The 22,326-nt window shown below is 72.3% G+C and carries 23 protein-coding genes; 14 read left to right on the top strand and 9 right to left on the bottom strand.

Translation table 11 applies throughout. From position 1 onward, the window contains the following. Window positions 1-168: 168 nt before the first annotated feature. Window positions 169-972 (top strand): universal stress protein, encoded by an 804-nt coding sequence (locus ACZ5Z2_RS08805; RefSeq protein ID WP_464761578.1) that lies wholly within the window; start codon window positions 169-171, stop codon window positions 970-972. 124 nt (window positions 973-1,096) lie between these two features. Here ACZ5Z2_RS08805 and ACZ5Z2_RS08800 read toward each other — a convergent pair whose 3' ends face one another. Further along, window positions 1,097-2,149 (bottom strand): hypothetical protein, encoded by a 1,053-nt coding sequence (locus ACZ5Z2_RS08800; protein ID WP_464761577.1) that lies wholly within the window; start codon window positions 2,147-2,149, stop codon window positions 1,097-1,099. A 272-nt stretch (window positions 2,150-2,421) separates the two neighbouring features. Here ACZ5Z2_RS08800 and ACZ5Z2_RS08795 point away from each other — a divergent pair, with 272 nt between their 5' ends. After that, the gene (locus ACZ5Z2_RS08795) at window positions 2,422-3,102 is read left to right on the top strand and encodes a Crp/Fnr family transcriptional regulator (RefSeq protein WP_464761576.1); all 681 of its coding nucleotides are present in this window, start codon (window positions 2,422-2,424) and stop codon (window positions 3,100-3,102) included. A 7-nt stretch (window positions 3,103-3,109) separates the two neighbouring features. Here ACZ5Z2_RS08795 and ACZ5Z2_RS08790 read toward each other — a convergent pair whose 3' ends face one another. Beyond that, window positions 3,110-5,140, bottom strand: a complete 2,031-nt coding sequence (locus tag ACZ5Z2_RS08790) for a PAS domain S-box protein (protein WP_464761575.1) — start codon at window positions 5,138-5,140, stop codon at window positions 3,110-3,112. Beyond that, window positions 5,137-5,907 carry a response regulator gene (locus tag ACZ5Z2_RS08785; protein ID WP_464761574.1) on the bottom strand — a complete coding sequence of 257 codons (771 nt, stop codon included), beginning with the start codon at window positions 5,905-5,907 and terminating at the stop codon, window positions 5,137-5,139. Before ACZ5Z2_RS08785 ends, ACZ5Z2_RS08790 begins: the two co-directional genes overlap by 4 nt. A 213-nt stretch (window positions 5,908-6,120) precedes the next feature. On the opposite strand from ACZ5Z2_RS08785, the gene atpD reads away from it, so the two are divergent. From atpD to ACZ5Z2_RS08740, 9 genes are read left to right on the top strand one after another with little or no spacing between them, the layout of a single operon-like run. Continuing rightward, on the top strand, window positions 6,121-7,536 hold the full coding sequence (atpD, locus tag ACZ5Z2_RS08780; RefSeq protein ID WP_464761573.1) for a F0F1 ATP synthase subunit beta: 1,416 nt from the start codon (window positions 6,121-6,123) through the stop codon (window positions 7,534-7,536). Beyond that, the gene (locus tag ACZ5Z2_RS08775) at window positions 7,533-7,952 is read left to right on the top strand and encodes a F0F1 ATP synthase subunit epsilon (RefSeq protein WP_464761572.1); all 420 of its coding nucleotides are present in this window, start codon (window positions 7,533-7,535) and stop codon (window positions 7,950-7,952) included. Before atpD ends, ACZ5Z2_RS08775 begins: the two co-directional genes overlap by 4 nt. Continuing rightward, window positions 7,949-8,242 (top strand): AtpZ/AtpI family protein, encoded by a 294-nt coding sequence (locus tag ACZ5Z2_RS08770; RefSeq protein WP_464761571.1) that lies wholly within the window; start codon window positions 7,949-7,951, stop codon window positions 8,240-8,242. The genes ACZ5Z2_RS08775 and ACZ5Z2_RS08770 overlap by 4 nt, the downstream gene beginning before the upstream one ends. Then, on the top strand, window positions 8,239-8,541 hold the full coding sequence (locus ACZ5Z2_RS08765) for an ATP synthase subunit I (RefSeq protein WP_464761570.1): 303 nt from the start codon (window positions 8,239-8,241) through the stop codon (window positions 8,539-8,541). The genes ACZ5Z2_RS08770 and ACZ5Z2_RS08765 overlap by 4 nt, the downstream gene beginning before the upstream one ends. Next, window positions 8,538-9,236: a F0F1 ATP synthase subunit A gene (locus tag ACZ5Z2_RS08760; RefSeq protein ID WP_464761569.1), complete on the top strand. Its 699-nt coding sequence runs from the start codon at window positions 8,538-8,540 to the stop codon at window positions 9,234-9,236. The genes ACZ5Z2_RS08765 and ACZ5Z2_RS08760 overlap by 4 nt, the downstream gene beginning before the upstream one ends. Next, window positions 9,233-9,478 carry a F0F1 ATP synthase subunit C gene (locus ACZ5Z2_RS08755; RefSeq protein WP_464761567.1) on the top strand — a complete coding sequence of 82 codons (246 nt, stop codon included), beginning with the start codon at window positions 9,233-9,235 and terminating at the stop codon, window positions 9,476-9,478. Before ACZ5Z2_RS08760 ends, ACZ5Z2_RS08755 begins: the two co-directional genes overlap by 4 nt. Before the next feature lie 4 nt (window positions 9,479-9,482). Further along, on the top strand, window positions 9,483-10,223 hold the full coding sequence (locus tag ACZ5Z2_RS08750) for a F0F1 ATP synthase subunit B family protein (protein ID WP_464761566.1): 741 nt from the start codon (window positions 9,483-9,485) through the stop codon (window positions 10,221-10,223). Then, window positions 10,207-11,763, top strand: coding sequence for a F0F1 ATP synthase subunit alpha (locus ACZ5Z2_RS08745; protein ID WP_464761565.1), 1,557 nt, complete (start codon window positions 10,207-10,209; stop codon window positions 11,761-11,763). The genes ACZ5Z2_RS08750 and ACZ5Z2_RS08745 overlap by 17 nt, the downstream gene beginning before the upstream one ends. Then, window positions 11,756-12,601, top strand: a complete 846-nt coding sequence (locus ACZ5Z2_RS08740; RefSeq protein WP_464761564.1) for a F0F1 ATP synthase subunit gamma — start codon at window positions 11,756-11,758, stop codon at window positions 12,599-12,601. The genes ACZ5Z2_RS08745 and ACZ5Z2_RS08740 overlap by 8 nt, the downstream gene beginning before the upstream one ends. A gap of 84 nt (window positions 12,602-12,685) precedes the next feature. On the opposite strand, the gene ACZ5Z2_RS08735 is transcribed toward ACZ5Z2_RS08740, so the two are convergent. From ACZ5Z2_RS08735 to ACZ5Z2_RS08710, 6 genes are all read right to left on the bottom strand, one after another. Beyond that, window positions 12,686-13,258 (bottom strand): hypothetical protein, encoded by a 573-nt coding sequence (locus tag ACZ5Z2_RS08735; protein ID WP_464761563.1) that lies wholly within the window; start codon window positions 13,256-13,258, stop codon window positions 12,686-12,688. A gap of 43 nt (window positions 13,259-13,301) precedes the next feature. Continuing rightward, on the bottom strand, window positions 13,302-14,528 hold the full coding sequence (locus tag ACZ5Z2_RS08730) for an acetate/propionate family kinase (RefSeq protein ID WP_464761562.1): 1,227 nt from the start codon (window positions 14,526-14,528) through the stop codon (window positions 13,302-13,304). Between the two features lie 3 nt (window positions 14,529-14,531). Beyond that, window positions 14,532-15,968 (bottom strand): bifunctional enoyl-CoA hydratase/phosphate acetyltransferase, encoded by a 1,437-nt coding sequence (locus ACZ5Z2_RS08725; protein ID WP_464761561.1) that lies wholly within the window; start codon window positions 15,966-15,968, stop codon window positions 14,532-14,534. Window positions 15,969-15,982: 14 nt separating this feature from the next. Further along, window positions 15,983-17,737 (bottom strand): PHA/PHB synthase family protein, encoded by a 1,755-nt coding sequence (locus tag ACZ5Z2_RS08720; protein ID WP_464761560.1) that lies wholly within the window; start codon window positions 17,735-17,737, stop codon window positions 15,983-15,985. A 64-nt stretch (window positions 17,738-17,801) separates the two neighbouring features. Continuing rightward, entirely contained in the window at window positions 17,802-18,224 is a 423-nt protein-coding gene (locus ACZ5Z2_RS08715) for a globin family protein (RefSeq protein WP_464761559.1), read from the bottom strand. A gap of 225 nt (window positions 18,225-18,449) precedes the next feature. Then, complete coding sequence (locus tag ACZ5Z2_RS08710) at window positions 18,450-19,061, bottom strand: OmpW/AlkL family protein (RefSeq protein WP_464761558.1); 612 nt, start codon at window positions 19,059-19,061, stop codon at window positions 18,450-18,452. Window positions 19,062-19,322: 261 nt separating this feature from the next. On the opposite strand from ACZ5Z2_RS08710, the gene ACZ5Z2_RS08705 reads away from it, so the two are divergent. The 3 genes from ACZ5Z2_RS08705 to ACZ5Z2_RS08695 are packed head-to-tail and all read left to right on the top strand — an operon-like array spanning window position 19,323 to window position 22,319. Further along, a complete protein-coding gene (locus ACZ5Z2_RS08705; RefSeq protein ID WP_464761557.1) occupies window positions 19,323-20,906 on the top strand; it encodes a cytochrome ubiquinol oxidase subunit I in 1,584 nt (527 codons plus the stop codon). 3 nt (window positions 20,907-20,909) lie between these two features. Then, window positions 20,910-22,043 carry a cytochrome d ubiquinol oxidase subunit II gene (gene cydB, locus ACZ5Z2_RS08700; RefSeq protein ID WP_464761556.1) on the top strand — a complete coding sequence of 378 codons (1,134 nt, stop codon included), beginning with the start codon at window positions 20,910-20,912 and terminating at the stop codon, window positions 22,041-22,043. A 54-nt stretch (window positions 22,044-22,097) separates the two neighbouring features. Next, window positions 22,098-22,319, top strand: a complete 222-nt coding sequence (locus tag ACZ5Z2_RS08695) for a hypothetical protein (protein WP_464761555.1) — start codon at window positions 22,098-22,100, stop codon at window positions 22,317-22,319. Window positions 22,320-22,326 lie beyond the last annotated feature (7 nt).

Raw genomic sequence — 22,326 nt, 5'->3', positions numbered from 1 at the left:
ACGCTCGCGGAAAGTTGTAGCGCGCGGGATGGGCCGTCGAGTTGACCAGGATCAACCGCGCCGGCAGCCGGCTGCGGCGCCCCGTCCGCCATCGGGTTGACGAGGGTCAATGTGCGCGCCGCGCGCCGTGGAAACCTGCAGCCTCCTCCGGTGGAACGGTGAACGGCCATGCTCGACATCCTCGTCAACATCGATGAAATGCGCGATGACGCCATGGCCATCCAGATGGGCCTGGCCCTGGCCGCCCGCCACGGCGCGTTCGCCACCGGCCTGCGCATCGTCGATGCCTATGCGCTGGCGATCTCCATTCCCGGCGGGGTGGCCGTGCTCGATGCGGAAGAGCGCGAGGCGCAGGCGCAGGACGCCTGGTGGCTGGAACTCTGCCGCCGCCATGGCGTGGCGGGCGCATGGGAGGTCATCCGCGGCATCTACGTCCCGGTGCTGGCCAGGCGTTCGTGCATGGCCGACCTGACGATAAGCAGCGCGCCCGCGGCAACGGATGACTTCATCGTCGGCATGGACAGCATCACGCGCGTGCTGCTGAGCGGGGCTTCGCCCATGCTGCTGGTGCCGCCGGCATGGAAGGGATCCCGCAGCCCGGGCCGGATCCTGGTCGCCTGGAACAGCACGGTGGGATCGATGCGTGCGTTGCGCGCGGCGCTGCCCTTCCTGCGCGAAGCCGAACAGGTCTGCATCGTGGACGGTTCGCGGGACGAGGTGCCGGGCCTGGCGCCGCCGCCGCTGCCGCTGGCCGACTGGCTGCGGCGGCGGGGTGCGCGGCGGCATGCGATCAAGCCGCTGGCCGTGTCCAGCCACGCGGGCGAGGCGCTGCTCGACGAAGCGGACAGGATGGATGCCGACCTGCTGGTGATGGGGGCATGGGGCCATTCGCGGATCGGCGAATGGGTGCTGGGCGGGGCGACCCGGCACGTCTTGCGCAAGGCCGCGCTGCCGGTGCTGTTGGCGCATTGAAGCGCACGATGGTGATGCCGTTGCACCCCGCATCGTTTGTCCTGGGCGTGGCGAAGTCGAAGAATCCTCCGTCGGCCGGATCCGTCGGGTGCCGGCACGACGGAGGACGGGCCGTCGCCGGCTTTCACGCCTCGGCGCGCGTCTGGCCGTGTGTCCCGGCCACGCTCCGGTCGTCGCGGGAAACCATGCAGGCGTCGCGGCCGGGGTGCGCCAGCGGGTAGTCGATCGGCTGGTCGATCCACGCCTGCATGGCCGCGCGCATGTCCAACTGCGCGGCGGCGGTCACCGGCGTGCAGGCCGGCACGCGCGTCGAGCCATCCGCCGCCAGCCGGCGGCGGGCAAGGATGAAGGCATATCCCGCCGGGGATTTCGTGCGTGCGGCGGCGCTGCAGGGCATGTCCCCGGCGGCGCAGCTGCTGCACAACGGATCCACCGCGTCGGCCACGTTGTTGGCGAGCAGGGCAAGCCGGCGTTGCGAGCCGATCGCCGTCAGCCGGGCGTGGCGACGGCCGTGGCGGCGTTGTTCCTGGTCGAATACCGCACGCCACGCCGGCGCGGGTGCCGCGGGTGTTGCTTCCGGTACGGGATGGCCGCCGCGCTCGCGGGCCAGTTGCAGGTCGCCCTGCAGGCAGCCCTCGGCCAGGCTGTGCGCGATGCGCCGGGCCTGGGCGCAGGCCGCCGGACTGTCGTAGGGCAGGCCGAGGAAATACAGCGCGTCGGCCAGCCCGACCAGCCCGATGCGCGCATGCGATCGTGCACGGACGGCACGGCGGCCAGCCAGCAGCGCGGCATTGTCCAGCATGCGCACCGCCAGCGCCGCGGTGGCGGCGAACGCGGCATGGTCGAAGCCGGCGGCGGCGTCGAAGCGGCGGTACACGAAATTCGCCGCGTTGAGCACGGCGACCAGTCCGTCGTCCGGCCACGCCGGGGCGGCGGTGCCGGCGCTGGCGGCGATCCGCTCGTCGGGCAGCAGTTTCCAGCCGAGCAGCGCGTCGACCAGTTGCCGCTGGAACGGGGCCGCCTGCCCGGGCTGCTCCGGCGCGGCCAGCGCGCCGGCCACGCGCGACCAGGTCTGCTCGATCGAGACGTCGCGCAGTTCGCCGTCCTGCCGCCAGCGGAACCACGCGTCCCATGCCTCCACGGCGCCTATGTCGATGAACCGCTGCGTGCCCTGCATGACCCGTACCGGATGCTCCCAAGCCTGCGGCGAGTTTCGGCTCTGCCGCCGGGCGCCGGTTTGAGCTGGATCAAGCCGGCGGCGCGCCGCCGCTGTTACCGGCCGTTACAAACCCTTGCAGACGGTTGCCTGCGCGAACTCATGCGGTTACCGCGCATGGCTAGCTTGGGCCACGCAGTCGCTTGGAGACTGCATGCTCCGGGAATCGCGCCATGGCCTCGCTGGCAACCGCCGCAATCGCTGCCCCTTCGCATGGAAGGGATCCTCTGCCGTTGCTCGCGGCGAACCTGCCGGAGGCGGCGTTCGACATCGAGGAACTGCGCCGGCACGTGCCCGTGCGCCGCTGCAAGCACGCCGCGGGCCAGTACCTCTACCACGCCGGCCAGCCGTTCCAGGCGATCCACCTGGTGCACGCCGGCTCGTACAAGACCTGCGAGCTGGCCGACGACGGCCGCGAGCAGGTGACCGGCTTCCGGATGCGCGGCGACCTGGTCGGCGTCGAGTCGATCGGCCTGCAGGCATATTCCTGCGACGTCGTCGCGCTGGAGGACAGCGAGGCCTGGGAACTGCCTTACCCGGCCGTGCTGCGCGCCTGCCTGCAGCTGCCCGAATTGCAGGCCCGCCTGACCACGGCGCTGGCCGCGGAGATCCGCAGCGGCCGTTCCTGGATGCTGATGCTGGGCACGCTGGCCGCCGAGCGGCGCGTCGCCGCCTTCCTGCTCGACGTGGCGGCGCGCTACGCCCGCCTCGGCTACAGCGCGAAGCATTTCATCCTGCGCATGAGCCGCATCGACATGGCCAGCTTCCTCGCGCTGAAGCACGAGACGGTCAGCCGCGCCTTGTCGCACCTGCACGACCTGGATTTCATCGACGTGCAGCGGCGCGAAGTGCGCGTGCTGGACGTGGACGGCCTGCGCGCGCTGGCAGGCGTCGGCGCGGCGGGGCATTGCTGAGCGAGGCTCACTCGCGGTCGAGCACCCGCTTCAGCGCCAGCGCCAGCTGCTCGCGCCGGTACGGCTTGCGCAGCAGCTCGAACGTGCCGGCGGCGACGTCCACCGAGGCGTATTCGTAGCCCGAGGCGAGCAGCACGGGCAGGCCGGGACGCTGCTCGCGCGCCCTGGCGGCCAGCTCGAAGCCGGTCATGCCGTCGCCCAGCACCACGTCCGAGAACAGCAGGTCGATCTCCGGCTGCGCGGCGAGCAGCGCCAGCGCGCCGGCCGCGTCGGCCGCCTCGCGCGTGGCGTAGCCCAGCGACTGCAGGAAGGCCACCGCGATGCGCCGCACTTCCGCCTCGTCCTCCACCACCAGCACGGTCTCATGGCCACGCTGCGAGGCTGACGCAGCCGCCGCCTCCACCGCGCTGCCCGCGGCGGTGGCGCAGGGCAGGCAAAGCTCGATCCGGGTGCCGTAGCCGAGCTGGCTGTGGATCTGCAGGTGGCCGCCGGACTGCTCGACGAAGCCGTACACCATGCTCAGCCCCAGGCCGCTGCCCTTGCCGGCCTCCTTGGTGGTGAAGAAGGGTTCCAGCGCGCGCGCCAGCACCTCCGGCGACATGCCCAGGCCGGTGTCGGAGACGGTGAAGGCCACGTAGTCGCCGGGCGGCAGCCGGGCCGCGTCGTCGTCGGCCGCGACGCGCCGCATGCGCGCCGCGATCGAGAGGCGGCCGCCGTGCGGCATGGCGTCGCGCGCGTTCAGCGCCAGGTTGATCAGCGCCGCCTCCAGCTCGCCGGGATCGGCGTACACCGCGGCCACGTCGCGCGGGCATTCGATCGCCACCGCGATGCGCTCGCCCAGCGTGCGCTTCAGCATGTCGTCGAGGTCGAACAGCAGCTGCGCCGGATGGATCGCGCGCGGCAGCAGGTGCTGGCGCCGCGAGAACGCCAGCAGCTTGCGCGTGAGCGCGGCGCCGCGCTCGACCGCGCGGGCGGCGCTCTCGATGGTCTCGCGCGTGGCGGGATCCGGCGTGGCTTCGGCTTCGAGCAGCTGCAGGTTGCCCGAGATCACGGTGAGCAGGTTGTTGAAGTCGTGCGCGATGCCGCCGGTGAGCTGGCCCAGTGCGTCCAGGCGCTGCGCGTGGGCGAGCCGTTCCTCGCTGCGGCTGCGCTGAACCGCCGCCGAGAGGATGTTCGCCAGCGACTGCAGGAAGTGCAGCCGGTCGCGGTCGAAGCGGCCGCGGCCGCGCGCCAGCGCCAGCAGGTAGCCCATCGGCGCGCGGCGGTCGAGCAGCGGCGCCACCGCGGCGTCGGCGAAGCCGCCGTCCGCGAGCGGCGGGCAGCAGGCGCCGAGCCAGTCGATCGCCGCGCGCGTCGGCGTGTCCGCTTCGGCCTCCGCGGGCGCGTTGCCGGCCATCGCGGCGGCGACCGGGTCGTCGCGCAGCGCGTCCAGCAGCGCGGTGGACAGGCCCGTGGACGACTGCACGTGCAGGCCGGCGCGGTGGGGATCGACCAGCAGCACGGCGACCGCCGGGATCTCCAGCGTCACGGCGATCAGCGCCGGGATCTCGTCGAAGATCTTCTCGTCGTGGGCAGCCTCGAGCACGCGCCGGCCGACCTGCGCCACGCAGGCGTCGTAGCGGGCGCGCACCAGCGCCTGGCGCGCCCGCTGCGTTTCGGAGATGTCGCGGATCGAGGCGGCGAACAGCGTGCCGTCGGCGGCGGCGATGGGACTCAGGCCGATCTCCACCGGGAAGGTCTGGCCGTCGGCGCGCCGGCCGGTCAGTTCGTAGCCCGCGCCCATCGGACGCACGCGCGGATCGTCCATGTAGCGATTGCGGTGCGCCACGTGCGCCTGGCGTACCGCGGCCGGCACCAGGGTCTCGATCGGCCGGCCGGTCAGCGTGCCGGCCGCGTAGCCGAACAACTGCTCGGCCTGCGGGTTGACCAGCACGATGTCGCCGCGGCGGTCGATCACTACCATGGCGTCGGGCGCGGTCTCGAACAGGGCGCGGAAAAGGCCGGCGTCCGCGTTCGGCGGCGGGACGGCGCCGCTCATGCCGGCCGCACCTGCGGCGCGAACAGGTAGCCGGCGCCGCGGATCGACTTGATGATCTTCGGCTGCCCCGGATCCGACTCGATCTTCCGGCGCAGGCGGCCGATCTGCACGTCGATGGAGCGGTCGAACGGGCCGGCGTCGCGGCCGTGCAGGCGGCTCATCAGCTGGTCGCGCGAGAGCACCTGGCCGGCATGCTCCACGAAGACCCGCAGCAGCGCGAACTCGCCGGTGGTGAGCGGCACGTCGCCGCCGTTCGGCCCGTGCAGCGTGTGCGAGCGTGCGTCCAGCAGGTAGCCCTCGAACGCGTGGCGGGGCGGTTGCGCGACGGTCGCCGGCGCGTTCGCCGCCGGCGCGCGTTCGCCGGCGCGCCGCAGCACGCTGCGCACGCGGGCCAGCAGCTCGCGCAGGTCGAACGGCTTGGCCACGTAGTCGTCGGCGCCCAGTTCCAGGCCCACCACGCGATCCACCGTCTCGCCGCGGCCGGTGACGATGATCACCGGGCCGTGCCAGTGCTCGCGCAGGTAGCGGGTCAGCGCGAGGCCGTCCTCGCCGGGCAGGCCGAGGTCGAGCATCACGATGTCCACCCCTTCCGCGGCGAGCAGGCGGCGCATCTGCGCGCCGTCGCCGACGCTGCTCACGCGGAAGCCGTGCGCGCCGAAATAGCGGGCGACCAGGCGCGCGATCTCCTCGTCGTCGTCCACCACCAGCAGGTGCGCGGGCTGGGCGTCGGTGGCGGCATCCGGCGGGGGAGGCGTGTGCGGGAGCATGGAGCGTGGATCCGGGGCGTGGCCTCTGACCTTGCAAGAATACGACGGAGTGTCGCCGGCCTGCATCCGAAACGACATGGTGCGGGATGGCTGCGGCCCGCGCCGTTGATCTGCATCAACAGCCGCCGTGCACGTCGCCGGCAGACTGCACGGGCGATCCCTTCTTCGACCGCGCCGCTGGCGCCGGGAACCGAACCGACCATGGAAACCGCCATGCCTACGGGAACCGTCATCGCGGCGCAAGGCGCCGTGGTCGACGTGCGTTTCGCCGCCGGTGCGCCGCTGCCGGCGATCGACACGGCGCTGCGGGTGGACTGGAACCTGGCGGAGCCGCTGCTGCTTGAAGTGCACAGCCACCTCGACGCCGCCACCGTGCGCGCGGTGGCCTTGCAGGCGACGGCGGGCCTGAGCCGCGGCGCGACCGTGCGCGCCACCGGCGCGCCGATCAGCGTGCCGGTCGGCGAGGCGGTGCTCGGCCGGCTGCTGGACGTCACCGGCGCGGTGCGCGACAACGGCGCGGCGCTGCCCGCCGACGTGCCGCGCGCGGGCATCCACCATCCGCCGCCGGCGCTGGGGCAGGGCGCCGCCGCGACCGAAGTGTTCGAGACCGGGATCAAGATCATCGACCTGCTGGCGCCGCTGTCGCGCGGCGGCAAGGCCGCGATGTTCGGCGGCGCCGGCGTGGGCAAGACGGTGCTGGTGATGGAGCTGATCCACGCGATGGTGGAGAAGTACCAGGGCATCTCGGTGTTCGCCGGCGTCGGCGAGCGCTCGCGCGAGGGCCACGAGCTGCTCAGCGACATGCGCGGCTCCGGCGTGCTCGCGCGCACCGTTCTGGTGTACGGGCAGATGAACGAGCCGCCCGGCGCGCGCTGGCGCGTGCCGCTGAGCGCGCTGACCATCGCCGAGTACTTCCGCGACCAGAAGCACCGCAACGTGCTGCTGCTGATGGACAACGTGTTCCGCTTCGTGCAGGCGGGCAGCGAGGTGTCCAGCCTGCTCGGGCGCATGCCCTCGCGCGTCGGCTACCAGCCCACCCTGGCCAGCGAGGTGGCGGCACTGCAGGAGCGCATCGCCTCGGTCGCCGGCACCGCGGTCACCGCGATCCAGGCGGTGTACGTGCCCGCCGACGACTTCACCGATCCGGCCGTCACCGCCATCTCCAGCCACATGGACAGCATCATCATGCTGTCGCGCGAGTTGGCCGCGGAAGGCTTCTATCCGGCCGTCGATCCGCTGGGCTCGTCCTCGGTGCTGCTGGATCCGGCGGTGGTCGGCGCGGAGCACTACCGCGTGGCCGAGCGCGTGCGCGAGACGCTGGCGCGCTTCAAGGAACTGCAGGACATCATCTCGCTGCTGGGCGTGGAAGAGCTGGGCGCGGCCGACCGCCTGGCGGTCAAGCGCGCGCGGCGGCTGCAGCGCTTCCTCACCCAACCCTTCAGCGTCACCGAAGCGTTCACCGGCATGCCCGGCCGCAGCGTGGCGCGCGCCGACACGCTGGCCGGCTGCCGCGCCATCCTCGACGGCGAGGCGGACGAGTGGGCGGAAAGCTCGCTGTACATGGTCGGCGACCTCGACGAGGCGCGGCAGAAGGAAGCCCGCGCCGCCAAGGCGGAGCCGGCGCCGTGAGGCTGCGCATCCTCACCCCGCTCGAGGTGGTCGTGGACGAGGACGACGTGCAGGCCGTGCGCGCCGAGGACGCCAGCGGCGGCTTCGGCATCCTGCCCGGGCACGCCGACTTCCTCACCAGCCTGGCGATCTCGGTGGTGGGCTGGCGGGGCGCGCGCGGGCAGCGCTACTGCGCGGTGCGCCGCGGCGTGCTGCGCGTGACGGCGGGAAAAGAAGTCGCCATCGCCACGCGCGAGGCGATCCCCGGCGACGACCTGGCCACGCTGGACCAGACCGTGCTGGCCCGCTTCCGCGCCGACGCCGACGCGCAGCGCACCGCGCTTGCCGCCAGCACGCAGCTGCAGCTCAACGCGATCCGCCAGATCATGCGCCACCTGCACCCGGATGGCCGCGAGCTGCCGGGAGCCGGGTCGTGACCGCGCGCGACGACGATGCGGCGCGGCGCGATCCGCTGGTGCAGGGCGCACGCCTGCGCGGCGCGCGGCATCGCCTGTGGCTGGAGCAGGGCGAGCCGTCGGTCGGGCGCCGGCTGGCGCAGATCGGCGTGCTCGGCTGGATCATCGTGACGCCGATGCTGCTGGGAATGTTCGGCGGGCGCTGGCTCGATCGGCACTTCCATTCCGGCCTGTTCTGGACGGCGCCGCTGCTGCTGCTTGGCCTGGCGCTGGGCTGCTGGTCGGCGTGGCGATGGATGCAGAGTCCATGAATGCGCCGGCCTTGCTGCCGCCGCTGGCGGCGACCGTGCTCACCGCCGTGGCGTGCGCCGGCCTCGGCGTCGTCCTGGGCCTGATCTATTTCCGCGGCCTGTGGTGGAACGCGCGGATGCTGGCCGGCGGCCGGCCGGCGAAGCGGGTGGTGGCGCTGATGCTCGGCCGCTTCGTGCTGCTCGCGGCCGTGCTGGCGCTGGTGGCGCATGCCGGCGCGCTGCCGCTGCTGGCGACCGCGCTGGGCCTGCTGGCCGGGCGGCAGTTCGTGCTGCGCCGCGTGCGCGGGATGCCGCCGTGATCTCGCCGCTAAGCAATCCGCCGCTGTTCCATATCGGCCCGGTGCCGATCGGCGAGGCGGTCGCCGTCACCTGGGCCATCATGGCGCTGCTGGCGCTGGCCGGCTGGCTGGTCACGCGGCGGCTGGCGCTGTCGCCTTCACGGTTGCAGGCGGCCTGCGAGCTCGTCGTCGAGGCGGTGGACGGCCAGATCGCGGACACCATGCAGGTGGCGCCCGGCCCCTACCGCAGCTTCATCGGCACGCTGTTCGCCTTCATCTTCGTCGCCAACTGGTCTTCGCTGGTGCCCGGCGTCGAGCCGCCGACCGCGCACCTGGAGACCGACGCCGCGCTGGCGCTGATCGTGTTCTTCGCGGTGATCTGGTTCGGCGTGCGCGCGGGCGGCTTGGGCGGCTACCTGCGCACGTTCGCCGCGCCCAGCGTGCTGATGATCCCGCTGAACTTCGTCGAGAGCATCACCCGCTGCTTCTCGCTGATGGTGCGCCTGTTCGGCAACGTGATGAGCGGCGTGTTCGTGATCGGCATCGTGCTGTCGCTGGTCGGCCTGCTGGTGCCGATCCCGCTGATGGCGCTCGACCTGCTCACCGGCGCGGTGCAGGCGTACATCTTCGCCGTGCTGGCGATGGTCTTCATCGGCGGCGCGGTGTCCGAAGGGCGAGCCGATTCCACTTCCCACCAAAAGGATTCTTCCCCATGAACTGGCTGGCACTGGCAAGCATCATCTCGGCGGCCATCGCCGTCTCGTTCGGCGCGATCGGCCCCAGCCTCGGCGAAGGCCGCGCGGTGGCGGCGGCGATGGACGCCATCGCCCGCCAGCCGGAGGCGGCCAACACCATCTCGCGCACGCTGTTCGTCGGCCTGGCGATGATCGAGACGATGGCGATCTACTGCCTGGTCATCGCGCTGCTGCTGCTGTTCGCCAACCCGTTCCTGAAGTGACGCCATGGCGATCGACGGCTGGACGCTAGTCCTGCAGGCCCTCAATGTCCTGATCCTGGTCTGGCTGCTGGGCCGCTTCTTCTGGCGGCCGCTGGCGGCGATGATCGACAAGCGCCGCGCCACGGTGCAGCAGGCGCTGGCCGACGCGGAAGCCGCCAAGGCCGGCGCCGCGGCGGCCGCGGCCGAGGTCGAGCGCACGCGGGCGGGCTTCGCGCAGGAGCGCGCGGCGATCCTCGCCGCCGCGCAGCAGGACGCCGCGCGCGAGCGCGCCGCGCAACTGGCCGCGGCGCAGGCGCAGGCGGCCGCGCTGGTCGCCGCCGCGCAGGCGCAGACCGAGAAGGATCGCGCCGCCTTCGAACAATCCTGGGGCGACCGCGCGGGCTGGCTGGCGGTGGACATCGCCGGCCGGCTGCTTGCCCCGCTGGGCGGCGACGCGCTGCACGCGGCGTTCCTGGAACGCCTGTTGCGCGCCTTGCGCGAGCTGCCTGAGCCGATGCGCCGGCTGGCGGCGGACGGCACGGCGATCGAGGTGGTCAGCGCGCAGCCGCTCGATGCGGCGATGCAGGCGCGTTGCCGCGCGGCGATCCTCGATGCTTTGCAGTCCCGCGCGCCGCTGGACTTCACGGTGGACGCCACATTGCTCGCCGGGCTGGAACTGCGTGGCCCGCACGTCGCGGTCAGCAACAGCTGGCGCGCCGACCTCGACCGCGTCCGCCAGGAGCTGGTGCATGAACGACACGATTGATCCGGCCGCGGACGCCTGGCTTCGGCAGTCGCGCGAGACATTGGGCAAGCTCCCGCTCGGCCCGCGCAGCGAGCAGGTCGGCCGCGTGGAGGAAGTGGCCGACGGCATCGCGCTGCTGTCCGGGCTGCCGGGCGCGCGCCTGGACGAGCTGCTGCATTTCGACAAGGGCGCCTACGGCTTCGTGCAGTCGCTAGCCCGCGACCGCGTGGGCTGCGTGATCCTCGACGGCGCGGACGCGATCGAGGCGGGCGATGCCGTGCGCGGCAGCGGCAACGTGGTGCGCGTGCCGGTGGGGCCGGGGCTGCTCGGCCGCGTGGTCGATCCGCTGGGCCGGCCGCTCGACGGCGGTGGCCCGGTCGAGGCCGAGAGCCACGAGCCGGTCGAGCGTCCCGCGCCGGCGATCATCGACCGCGAGCTGGTGACCGAGCCGGTGCAGACCGGGCTGCTGGTGGTCGACGCGCTGTTCGCGCTCGGCCGCGGCCAGCGCGAACTGATCATCGGCGACCGCGTCACCGGCAAGACCACCGTCGCCATCGACACCATCATCAGCCAGCAGGCCAGCGACATCGTCTGCGTCTACGTGGCGGTGGGGCAGAAGACCTCCAGCGTGCAGCGCGCCGTCGCGGCAATCCGCGCGCACGGCGCGCCGGAGCGCTGCATCGTGGTGGTGGCCGGCGGCGCCGACCCGCCGGGGCTGCAGTGGATCGCGCCGTTCGCGGGCTTCACCATGGCCGAGTATTTCCGCGACCGCGGCCAGCACGCACTGGTGGTGATCGACGACCTCAGCAAGCACGCCGCGACGCACCGCGAGATCGCCCTGCTGACCCGCCAGCCGCCGGGGCGCGAGGCCTATCCCGGCGATATCTTCTACGTGCACGCGCGGCTGCTGGAGCGCGCGGCCAGGCTGTCGAAAGAGAAGGGCGGCGGCTCGCTGACCGCGCTGCCGATCGCCGAGACCGACGCCGGCAACCTCAGCGCCTACATCCCCACCAACCTGATCTCGATCACCGACGGCCAGATCGTGCTCGACGCCCGGCTGTTCAACCAGGGCCAGAAGCCGGCGGTGGACGTGGGCACCAGCGTCAGCCGCGTGGGCGGCAAGACCCAGGCGCGCTCGCTGCGCGAGGCGGCCGAGTCGCTGCGGCTGGACTACGCGCAGTTCCTCGAGCTGGAGATGTTCACCCGCTTCGGCGGCATGCCCGACGCGCGGGTCAGGGACCAGCTGACGCGCGGCGCGCGCATCCGCGCCGCGCTGGGTCAGGCGCAGCACGCGCCGTGGCGGCTGGCCGACGAGGTGGCGCTGGTCACCGCCGTGCAGCGCGGCCTGCTCGATGCCTTGCCGGTGGAGGCGGTCGCGGCGTTCCGGCAGCGCCTGCCCACGGCGCTGGACAGCGAGGCCGGCGCCACGGTGCGCGTCCTGCAGGCTGACGGCATGCCCGACGAGGCCGCTCGGCAGGCCTTGCTCGACGTGCTGCGCCGGCTCGCCGCCGAGGTGGCGCCCGCCGCACCCGCGCCCGCACAGGCCATCGCGCATGGCTGAGCGGCTGGCCGAGATCCGCGCGCGCATCGCCGGCATGCAGCAGCTCGGCGCAGTGGTCAACGCGATGCGCGGCATCGCCGCGGCGCGCGCGCAGCACGCGCGCTCGGAGTCGAGCGCGGTCGAGGCGTTCTCGGCGCTGGTGGCGGACGCCGTCGGCCAGGCCATGGCGCTGTGCCGCGAGGACGATGCGCCTGCCCGCCGTGACGGCGCATCGCGCCAGGTACTGGTGGCCTTCTGCGCGGAGCAGGGCTTCGCCGGCGCCTTCAGCGAGCGCGTGCTCGATGCCGTGCAGGCGGATTTTTCCACCGCCGAGCTCTGCCTGGCCGGCACGCGCGGCCTCGCGCTGGCGGCCGAGCGCGGCCTCGCGCCGCGGCTGCACGTCGCCATGCCGGCGCGCTCGGCGGACGTTTCGCGGCTGGCGGATCGCATCGCCGAGGATCTCTACCAGGGCATGGCGGACGGCGAGGTCGAACGCCTCGACGTCGTGTACAACCGCTGGGAGCCGGGCCACGGCATCCGCGTGGAACGTCGCCGGCTGTTCCCGCTGGACGCGGCGGGTTTCCAACGTACGGCCGGCGGCAACGCGCCGCTGCTGCAACTCGCACCCGAAGCGCTGCTGGCCGAGCTGACCGGCGACTACGTGCACGCCCGGCTCTGCGACGCCGCGCTGCACGCGTTCGTGGCGGAAAACGAAGCGCGCATGGAAGCGATGGCCGCGGCGCACGGCGAGATCGAGCGGCACCTGGCGGAGCTGGAGGCGCGCCAGCGCGTGGTGCGCCAGGAGGAGATCACGGCCGAGATCATCGAGCTGGTGGACGGCGGCTTCGCACGGCGCTGACCAGGCGCATCGCGGCATGGCCCGCCGTCGGCGGTGCCCGACACGTGCCGGGCATCGTGTGGCCGCCGACCTCCATGCGCCGACTCAATGCCGCTTGTTCGGCGTGCGGGACGACGCTGGCGCCGGCTTGCCGGCGACGGTGTCGGGCGTGGCGCCGGCCGGCGCCGCCGGCAAGGCGTCGGCGACGATGCCCGCGGCGGCGAACCAGGCGTCGAGGTACTCGTCCACGATGCCGCGGTATTGCGCCAGATCCTGCGCGGTGCGCTGGCGCAGCCAGGCGAGGCGCGCGGGCGCGTCCACGGCGTCGCCGGGCGGCTGCGCCTGCAGCCATGACCGGCACAGTTCCGCCTGCTGCAGGGTGGCGTCCGCCTGCGCTTCCGCCATCGCGGCCGCGGCGCGCGAGCAGGCATCCGCCCAGCCGGCCGGCCATGCCGGCGCACCGTCATCCCGCGGCGCGCCCTTGAACGGATCCGGCAGCCCCGCGAACAGGTTCCGGCAGAGCGCCAGCGGCCACTCCGCGGCGGCGCCCGCGCTTTCCGGGAGGCTGCCGGTGAACATGTCCAGCCAGCGCTGCGCGGGCGGCGCGAGCAGGGTGGACGGCGCGAAAGGCGCGAACGCCGCGAAGGGCAGGTTGAAGTCGAACGGCAAGTTGCTCATGCCAGGTCTCCTGCGGCGCGATGCCGCCTGGTGGGGGCGTGGCTCATCCCAGCGCCGCCCGGGGTGAAGACGTGGGCGCGGCCTGCAGCAGTCGCGTGGTGTGCGCCGCGATCATCGCCTCCTCGTCGGTGGGCACGATGCGCACCTCGACGCGGCTGCGCGGCGTGCTGATGACGGGCGCGTGGCGAGCGTTGGCCGCCTCGTCGCATTCGATGCCGAGCCAGGCCAGCCGCGCGCACACTGCGGCGCGCACCGGCGCGGCGTGCTCGCCGATGCCGGCGGCGAACACCAGGCCGTCGAGGCCGCCGAGGCTGGAGGCCACCGCGCCGGCCTCGCGTGCGATGCGGAACACGAACAGCTCGACCGCTTCCTTCGCGCGCACCTCGCCGCTGGCCAGCAGCGCGCGCATGTCGCCGCTGAGGCCGGACACGCCGAGCAGGCCGCTGTCGTGGTAAAGCAGGTGCTCCACCGCGGCGGCGGACAGGCCGTGCGCCTGCTGCAGGTAGAGCACCACGCCGGGATCCAGCGTGCCGCAGCGCGTGCCCATCACCAGGCCGTCCAGCGCGGTGAAGCCCATGGTGGTATCGACGCTGCGGCCGTCGCGCATCGCGCACAGGCTGGCGCCGTTGCCCAGGTGCGCGGCGATCACCCGGCCGGCGGCCAGCGCCGGCGCCTGCACGCGCAGGCGGCCGGCGATGTACTCGTAGGAGAGCCCGTGGAAGCCGTAGCGGCGCACGCCCTCGGCCTCGTACGCGCGCGGCAACGCCAGCCGCGTCGCGGTGGCGGGCATGCCGTGGTGGAAGGCGGTATCGAAGCAGGCCACCTGCGGCAGGCCGGGACGCAGGCGCGCCACCGCGCGCACGGCGGCGAGGTTGTGCGGCTGGTGCAGCGGCGCCAGCGGCACCAGCTTTTCCAGCGCGGCCAGCACCGTGTCGTCGAGGCGCACCGGGCGGTCGTAGGCGGCGCCGCCATGCACGATGCGGTGGCCGACCGCGGCCAGCGCCTCTTGCCCCAGGTGCGCGGTGATCCAGTCGAGCAGGGGCGTCAGCAGGGCTTCGTGATCCAGTGCCGCGCCGCCCGGCCAGCGCCTTTCGGCCAGGGTGCCGCCATCGGGTGCCTGCGCGACGAAGTGCGGCGCGACGGTCGCGTCGCCGATGTTCTCGACCTGGCCGTGCGAGAGCAGTTGCCGCGGCGCGCCGTCGCCGACCTCGTACAGCGCGAACTTGATGCTGGACGATCCCGCGTTGAGGGTGAGCACGGCCTGCGGCATCGCTCAGCCCTCCGCCGCCGCGGGCACGACGGCCGCCGCCTGCGCCCGCGCCACCAGCACCGCCACCGCGCAGGAGGCGATGCGCGCGCGCGGCGTGTCGGCGCGGCTGGTCAGCACGATCGGCACGCGCGCGCCCATCACCACGCCGGCGGCGTCCGCGCCGGCGAGGAAGCTGAGTTCCTTGGCCAGCATGTTGCCCGATTCCAGGTCCGGCACCAGCAGGATGTCGGCCGCGCCGGCCACCGGCGAGACGATGCCTTTCTCGCGCGCGGCGTCCGCACTGACCGCGTTGTCGAAGGCCAGCGGGCCGTCGACGATGCCGCCGCTGATCTGGCCGCGTTCGGCCATCTTGCACAGCGCGGCCGCATCCAGCGTCGAGGCGATCGCGGGATTGACCGTCTCCACCGCCGAGAGCACCGCCACGCGCGGCGCCGCGTTGCCGAGGATGCGCGCCAGGTCGATCGCGTTCTGCGCGATGTCGCGCTTCTCCTCCAGCGTCGGCGCGATGTTGACCGCCGCGTCGGTGATCAGCAGCGGCCGCGCGTAGCCGGGCACGCCCATCAGGTAGACGTGGCTGAGCCGGCGCGCGGTGCGCAGGCCGCTGTCGGCGGCGACCACCGCGTGCATCAGCTCGTCGGTGTGCAGCGAGCCTTTCATCAGCAGGCCGGCCTCGCCGCCGCGCACCAGCGCCACCGCCTGCGCCGCGGCGGCGTGGCTGTGCGGCGCGTCGACCAGACGGAAGCGTGCGATGTCGATGCCGGCGCGCTGCGCGGCGGCGCGGATCTTCGCCGCGGGGCCGACCAGGATCGGCACGATCAGCCCCGCCTGCGCGGCTTCGGCCGCGGCGGCGACCGAGGCCTCGTCGCAGGGATGGACGACCGCGGTGGGCATGGCGGCGCCGCCCGCCGTGCGCGCCAGCAGGGCGTGGAAGCGCGCGTGGTCGGCCACGCGCACACCCGGCAGCTCGGCGCGCGGGCGGCGGATCTTCTCGGTGGGTGCCTGCACCTCGGCGCTGCCGAGGATCACGTCCACGCCGTGCTGGTTGCTGCAGCGGCAGTCGAACGCGATGCGCTGCCTGGCCGGGTTCTTCTCCCGCGCGGTGACGGTGACGGTGATCGTGTCGCCCAGCGCGACCGGCGCGAGGAAGCGCAGCTGCTGTGCCAGGTAGATCGTGCCCGGCCCCGGCAGTTCGGTGCCCAGCACGGCGGAGATCAGCGCGGCGCCCCACATGCCGTGCGCGACCACGTGGTGGAACAGGTCGCTGCGCGCGTACTCGGGATCCATGTGCGCCGGGTTGACGTCGCCGGACACCGCGGCGAACAGCTCGATGTCGCGCTGTTCCAGCGTGCGCTCGAGGCCGGCACTGTCGCCGATGGCGATCTCGTCGAAGGTGCGGTTCTCGATGTATGCCGGCGCGGCGGCGAAAGGCATGGCGGTCATGATGCGGCGATCCCTCAGTGTTCCAGCACGTAGCTGCCCGGCGCGTCCATCAGCGCGGGATAGCCTTGCTTCGCGTTGCCGAGCGGCGGCGGCGCGACGGCCGCGCCGCTGCGCCGATCCAGCCAGTCCGCCCAGAGTAGCCACCACGAGCCGTCCTGCGCGGGCGTCCGCGCCATCCATTCGTCCGGCCCGAGGTAGTGGCCGCCGGCGGCACGCTCCGCCAGGCGGAAGTGCCGGTGCGGGTGCCCCGGCTCGCTGACGATGCCCGCGTTGTGCCCGCCCGAGGTCAGCACGAAGCTGATCTCGCCCGCGTTGAGCAGGTGGATCTTGTATACCGAACGCCACGGCGCGACGTGGTCGGACTCGGTACCGACCACGAACAGCGGCGCCGCGATGTCGGCCACCGAGACGGGATGGCCGCCGACCATGAAGCGGCCTTCGGCCAGCCGGTTCTCCAGGTACATCCAGCGCAGGTACTCCGCGTGCATGCGCGCCGGCATGCGGGTGCCGTCGGCGTTCCAGGCCATCAGGTCGCCGGTGGCCTCGGGGCGGCCGAGCAGGTAGTTGTCGATCAGGCGCGACCAGACCAGGTCGTTCGAGCGCAGCATCTGGAAGGTGCCCGCCATCTGCCGGCTGTCGAGGTAGCCCTGGCTGGCCATCACGTCGTCGAGGAAGGCGAGCTGGTCGGCGCTGACGAACAACTGCAGCTCGCCCGCCTCGGTGAAGTCGGTCTGCGCGGCGAACAGGCTGAGGCTGGTCAGGCGCGGGTCGCCGTCGCGCGCCATCGCCGCGGCGGCGACGCTGAGCAGGGTGCCGCCCAGGCAGTAGCCGCAGCCATGCACCTTCGCGGCGCCGGTGATCGCCTGGATCGCGTCCAGCGCGGCCATCGGGCCGAGCGTGCGGTAGTCGTCGAACGCGGTGTCGCGCAGCGCGGCGTCCGGGTTGCGCCAGGAGATCGCGAACACAGTGTAGCCGCGGCCCACCAGGTAGCGGATCAGCGAGTCGTGCGGCGACAGGTCGAGGATGTAGTACTTCATGATCCACGCGGGCACGACCAGCACCGGCTCGGGCCGCACCGCGCCGGTGCTGGGCGCGTACTGGATCAGCTCGATCAGTTCGTTGCGCAGCACCACCTTGCCCGGCGTGATGGCCAGGTCGCGTCCCACCTGCAGCGGCGCGTCGGCCGGCGGCCCGCCGTTCAGCGCCTGCTGCAGGTCGCCGAGGAAGAGCCTGGCGCCCTCGACGAAGTTGCCGCCGGACTGCTGCATGGTGGCGGCGATGACCTGCGGATTGAGCCACGCGAAGTTGGACGGCGAGAGCATGTCCAGCCACTGCCGCGCGGCGAACGCGACGATCCGCGCGTTGTGCGGATCGACGCCGGCCACGGGCGCGGTGGCCTGGCCCCACCATTCCTCCAGCAGCAGGAAGCCCTGGTACAGCGCGTCGAAGGGCGGCTGCCTCCACGCGGGATCGTCGAAGCGGTGGTCGTGCGGCGCCGCCTCGATCACTTGCCGCCCGGCGCAGGCCTGCGCCCAGCGCCCCGCCTGCCGCCGCGCGGCGTCGAGCAGGGCCAGGCGGCGGAACGGCGCGTTCGCCAGGTGCGCGTACCAGTCCAGGCAGGCCAGTCCCATCGCGGTGGGCGACAGCCCCAGCGTGAGGCGGCCCTCGGCGGCGTGCACGAGGCTGTCCGGATCGCGTGGCGCAGGCGGCGGTGCGGGCAGTGCGGGAGCCGTGCCGGCGGCGCCGGCGGCGGAAGCATCGCGGGTCATGGCCATTCCCGTGGGGAGACGACGGCATTCTGGGTGGCCGTCCGGGCGCGGCAGTTGACCGGGATCAACCCGTGGCGTCGGCGTCGTAGCGGCCGATGAAGGTGCGGATGACCACCGCCATGGCCTGGCGCCAGCGCAGCAGCAGGGCCACGTTCGCTTCCGGGTCGGTGGCGGCGATCACCTTGATCAGGCTGTCCAGCCAGTAGGGGTACAGCTGCGGCGGTACCGGGGCACGACCGCCGACGCCGTGCACCTCGGCCATCTGCTCGATCGTGCGCCGGGCCAGCGCGCTGCCGGCCGCGTGCAGGATCGCCACGCTGATGCCGCGGCGCAGCGCCAATTGCTGCCGGAACATGTCCGTGTGCTCGAACATCGGGGGAATCGACGGGTGGCTGGCCAGGAAGGTTTCGTAGAAGCGCTCGATGAAGCGCTTGTCGCGCAGGCAGCGGCCGTAGCTCTGCTGCAGGTCGTCGTAGGAATCGGCCATCGGGGGATCCGGAAGGTTAGGCGCCACGCGGGCATGCACGGGGCCGTGCGCGGCAAAAAATCGCCAGGGTCGATTTTCGACATCGCGCAGCGATGGCCCGAACGGCGGCTGCCAAGGGAGGGGGGGCAAAAAAAGCGGGACGCCACGCGGCGGGCATGCCCGTGCGCGCGGCGCCCCGGAACGGGCATGGCCGCATGGCCATGCGGAAGCGGCGGCGTGGCCGCGTCAGAAGCGGTAGCCGAAGCTCAGGCCGTACACCCAGGGATCGACCTTGGCGGTGCCCGCGTTGGCGCCATTGACGTGCACGTCGCCGCGGATGTCGATCCAGCGCACGTCCGCGGTGAACAGCCAGCGCGGCGACAGCCTCACGTCGACGCCGGCGTGCGCGGCGGCGCCCCAGCTGTCGTCGATCTTCACCTGGGCGCCCTGCAGCAGGCCGCGGCCCTTGGTGTCGAAGAAGTCGGTGTAGTTGAGGCCGGCGCCGACGAACGGCGACACCTGGGCATCCGGCATGAAGTGGTAGTTCACGCCGATCACCGGCGGCAGCTGCTTGGTGCGCGCGGCCTTCTGGCCGTCGAGCTTCACCTCGTGCTCGAACGGCAGCGCGGCCAGCGCCTCGACGCCCCAGTTCGGGGTGAACAGGTATTCGATGCTGCCGGTGGGCCGGGTGCTGCTGCCGATGCTGGCCTTCATGCCGGCGAGGTGGCCGTTGTCGGAGGCAGGATCGACCACGTGCGCGCCGAAGCGGACGACCCAGTTGCCGTCGTCGGCGCGGGCGGTGGATACCGAGGCGGCGGCGAGCGCGGCGGCGATCAACAACGGAAGTGCGGCTTTCATGGTGCGGGTCCTCGTGGGGGATGTCGGCGGCGATTGTTGGCGGCGCCCCACGCGGCCAGTTGATATGGATCACCTGCGGCCAGCCGCCGGCCCGGGGTGCGACGCCGCGCCGCAGCGCGCGGCTGCGGCAAGACCGCGCAGCACGGCGCCGCCGACTGGAGATCAGCGGTCGACTTGATCATCATCAACAAACACCGTGACGGGATGCGAACAATGGCCGGGCGTTGGGCCTGTGCCCATCTCCCGTAAGGACGCCATGCCATGCACGATCTCCACGTCGTCGACCTGTCCCGCCTGCAGTTCGCGCTCACCGCGCTCTACCACTACCTGTTCGTCCCGCTCACGCTGGGCCTCTCGTTCCTGCTCGCCGCGATGGAGACGGTCTACGTCACCACCGGCAAGGAGATCTACAAGAGGATCGTGCAGTTCTGGGGCAAGCTGTTCCTGATCAACTTCGCGCTGGGCGTGGCCACCGGCCTCACCATGGAGTTCGAGTTCGGCACGAACTGGTCGTTCTACTCCAGCTTCGTCGGCGACATCTTCGGCGCGCCGCTGGCGATCGAAGGGCTGATGGCCTTCTTCATGGAGTCCACCTTCGTGGGCCTGATGGCGTTCGGCTGGGATCGCCTGCGGCCCGGCCAGCACCTGGCGGTGACCTACCTGGTGGCGCTGGGCTCCAACCTGTCGGCGCTGTGGATCCTGATCGCCAACAGTTTCATGCAGATGCCGCACGGGGCGCATTTCAACCCCGCCACGATGCGCATGGAGCTGACCAGCTTCACCGACCTGATCTTCAGCCCCGACGCGCAGGCCAAGTTCGTGCACACCAGCATCGCCGGCTACGTCACCGCGGCGGTGTTCGTGGCGGGCGTGAGCGCGTGGTATCTGTTGAAGAATCGCCACACCGAGCTGGCGCGGCGCTCGTTCCGCATGGCGGTGCTGTTCGGCGTGCTGGCCACCGCGGGCGTGATCACGCTGGGCGACGCGCTCGGCTTCGTGGGCGGCCAGGCGCAGCCGACCAAGCTGGCGGCGATGGAGGGCCTGTGGAAGACCGAGCCCGCGCCGATGCCGTTCAACCTGATTGCGTTCCCGTCGCAGCAGGAGCAGGCCAACCACGGCGCGATCCAGGTGCCCTACGTGCTGTCGCTGTTGGTCACCCACTCGCTGACCGGCGCCGTGCCGGGCATCGACCAGCTGGAGCAGCAGGCCACCACGCGCATCCGCGACGGCATCCCTGCGGTGGCCGCGCTGCAGACCTTGTCCGCCAAGCCGGACGACGCCGGTGCGCTTGCGCAGTTCCAGGCGCACGAGAAGGATCTGGGCTACGGCTTCCTGCTGCAGCGCTACGCGCCGGACGTGACCAAGGCGACCGACGCGCAGGTCGCCGACGCCGCGCGCGACGCGATCCCGCAGGTGGCGCCGGTGTTCTGGTCGTTCCGCGCGATGGTGGTGCTGGGGTTGGCGATGCTGGCCTACTTCGTGCTCGCGGTGATCTACACGATGCGCAACCGGGTGGAGCGCAAGCGCTGGTTCCTGAAGCTCGCGGTGTGGATGATCCCGGTGCCGTTCCTGGCCAACGAGGCCGGCTGGGTAGTCGCCGAGCTGGGCCGCCAGCCGTGGACGGTGTACGGCGTGCTGCCGACCTGGATGTCCGCCTCCACGCACGGCACGGGCTACATGCTTTTCTCGCTGGTCGGCTTCGTGGCGCTGTACACGGTGCTCATCGTCATCGAGATGTACCTGATGGTGCGCACGATCCGCCGCGGCCCCGACGACGGCCACGGCGCCGCATCCCCTGACGATTCATTGCAAGCCGCGCTTCCGGCCGGCTACGCGGAGGGCTGAACGATGGAACTGTACGCTGCACTTCAAGTGACCTGGTGGCTGCTGCTCGGCGTGCTGCTGACCGGCCTGGCCGCGATGGTGGGCATGGACATGGGCGTGGGCACCATCCTGCGCTACGTGGGCCGCACCGACGCCGAGCGCCGCGTGGCGCTCAACATCATCGGCCCGCACTGGGACGGCAACCAGGTGTGGTTCATCCTGGGCGGCGGCGCGGTGTTCGCCGCGTTCCCGCTGATCTACGCCACCGCGTTCTCCGGCTTCTACGTGGTGATGCTGCTGCTCTTGTGGAGCATGATCCTGCGCCCGGTCGGCTTCGAGTACCGCAGCAAGCTGCCCTCGGCCGGCTGGCGCAACGCCTGGGACTGGGCGCTGTTCGTCAGCGGCCTGGTGCCGATGGTGGTGTTCGGCGCGGCGATCGGCAACCTGTTCATGGGCGTGCCGTTCCACTTCAGCTGGAACCTCACCTCGACCTACACCGGCTCCTTCCTCGGCCTGCTCAATCCGTTCGCGATCCTGTGCGGGCTGCTGTCGGCGGCGCTGTCGGTGTTCATGGGCGCGGCCACGGTGATGAACGGCGCCACCGACGCGATCTACGAGCGTGCCCGCACGCTGGCGCGGATCGGCGCGCTGCTCGCCATCGTGCTGTTCGCGGTGGGCGGCTTCTGGGTGCACGGCATGGACGGCTACGTGCGGGTCGCCGGCCCCGGTGCCGGCATTGCGCAGACGCCGCTGCAGCAGCAGGTGGCGTTGGCCCCCGGCGCCTGGCTGGCCAACTTCCACGCGCAGCCGCTGCTGTGGCTGGTGCCGCTGCTGGGCTTCGCCGGCATGCTGCTGGGCCTCGCCGCCGCCGGCGCTCGCCGCTCGCACCTGGCCTGGTGGCTGGGCGCGTTGGCCTGGCTGGGCGTGGTCGGCACCGCCGGCGTGGCGCTGTTCCCGTTCCTGCTGCCGTCGAGCAGCGTGCCGGCGCAAAGCCTGACCGTGTGGAACGCCAGCTCCAGCCAGCACACCCTAGCGTGGATGGCCGGCTTCGCGGCGGCCTTCGTGCCCTTGATCCTGTGGTACACGAGCTGGGCCTTCTACGTGATGCGCGGCAAGGTGCGCGCCGAGGACGTGGTCGCCGATGAACATGCTTACTGAGTGCCGGCTTATTGAGTGCCGCCTTATTGAGGGCAGGCCTACTGAGGACATGCCATGAAAACCTTCCTGCAATTCGTCGTATTCATGCTGCTGGCGGTCGCGATGATCGTACTGGCGGTTCTGCTGGGCGACCTGGGCGCGTGGTACTTCGCGTGGCTGATCGGCACCGCGATGATCGTGCTGATCGCCGCCGCGGGCGGCGTGCTGCTCGACACCCAGGACGAGCACGCGCGGCGCAAGGCCGAGGCGTTGCCGGCTCCCGTCAACACGCGCTGAGCCAAGG

This window comes from Rhodanobacter sp. G1, from assembly GCF_055397855.1.
This window is presented reverse-complemented; position numbering and strand designations above follow the sequence as displayed.

Coding starts and splice junctions, on each gene's coding strand:
- ACZ5Z2_RS08710 (WP_464761558.1), bottom strand. CDS start 19,061: ATGAAAGCCGCACTTCCGTTGTTGATCGCCGCCGCGCTCGCCGCCGCC.
- ACZ5Z2_RS08740 (WP_464761564.1), top strand. CDS start 11,756: ATGGCTGAGCGGCTGGCCGAGATCCGCGCGCGCATCGCCGGCATGCAG.
- ACZ5Z2_RS08750 (WP_464761566.1), top strand. CDS start 9,483: ATGGCGATCGACGGCTGGACGCTAGTCCTGCAGGCCCTCAATGTCCTG.
- ACZ5Z2_RS08720 (WP_464761560.1), bottom strand. CDS start 17,737: ATGACCCGCGATGCTTCCGCCGCCGGCGCCGCCGGCACGGCTCCCGCA.
- ACZ5Z2_RS08715 (WP_464761559.1), bottom strand. CDS start 18,224: ATGGCCGATTCCTACGACGACCTGCAGCAGAGCTACGGCCGCTGCCTG.
- atpD (WP_464761573.1), top strand. CDS start 6,121: ATGCCTACGGGAACCGTCATCGCGGCGCAAGGCGCCGTGGTCGACGTG.
- ACZ5Z2_RS08705 (WP_464761557.1), top strand. CDS start 19,323: ATGCACGATCTCCACGTCGTCGACCTGTCCCGCCTGCAGTTCGCGCTC.
- ACZ5Z2_RS08765 (WP_464761570.1), top strand. CDS start 8,239: ATGAATGCGCCGGCCTTGCTGCCGCCGCTGGCGGCGACCGTGCTCACC.
- ACZ5Z2_RS08745 (WP_464761565.1), top strand. CDS start 10,207: ATGAACGACACGATTGATCCGGCCGCGGACGCCTGGCTTCGGCAGTCG.
- ACZ5Z2_RS08785 (WP_464761574.1), bottom strand. CDS start 5,907: ATGCTCCCGCACACGCCTCCCCCGCCGGATGCCGCCACCGACGCCCAG.
- cydB (WP_464761556.1), top strand. CDS start 20,910: ATGGAACTGTACGCTGCACTTCAAGTGACCTGGTGGCTGCTGCTCGGC.
- ACZ5Z2_RS08730 (WP_464761562.1), bottom strand. CDS start 14,528: ATGCCGCAGGCCGTGCTCACCCTCAACGCGGGATCGTCCAGCATCAAG.
- ACZ5Z2_RS08790 (WP_464761575.1), bottom strand. CDS start 5,140: ATGAGCGGCGCCGTCCCGCCGCCGAACGCGGACGCCGGCCTTTTCCGC.
- ACZ5Z2_RS08755 (WP_464761567.1), top strand. CDS start 9,233: ATGAACTGGCTGGCACTGGCAAGCATCATCTCGGCGGCCATCGCCGTC.
- ACZ5Z2_RS08735 (WP_464761563.1), bottom strand. CDS start 13,258: ATGAGCAACTTGCCGTTCGACTTCAACCTGCCCTTCGCGGCGTTCGCG.
- ACZ5Z2_RS08800 (WP_464761577.1), bottom strand. CDS start 2,149: ATGCAGGGCACGCAGCGGTTCATCGACATAGGCGCCGTGGAGGCATGG.
- ACZ5Z2_RS08725 (WP_464761561.1), bottom strand. CDS start 15,968: ATGACCGCCATGCCTTTCGCCGCCGCGCCGGCATACATCGAGAACCGC.
- ACZ5Z2_RS08695 (WP_464761555.1), top strand. CDS start 22,098: ATGAAAACCTTCCTGCAATTCGTCGTATTCATGCTGCTGGCGGTCGCG.
- ACZ5Z2_RS08805 (WP_464761578.1), top strand. CDS start 169: ATGCTCGACATCCTCGTCAACATCGATGAAATGCGCGATGACGCCATG.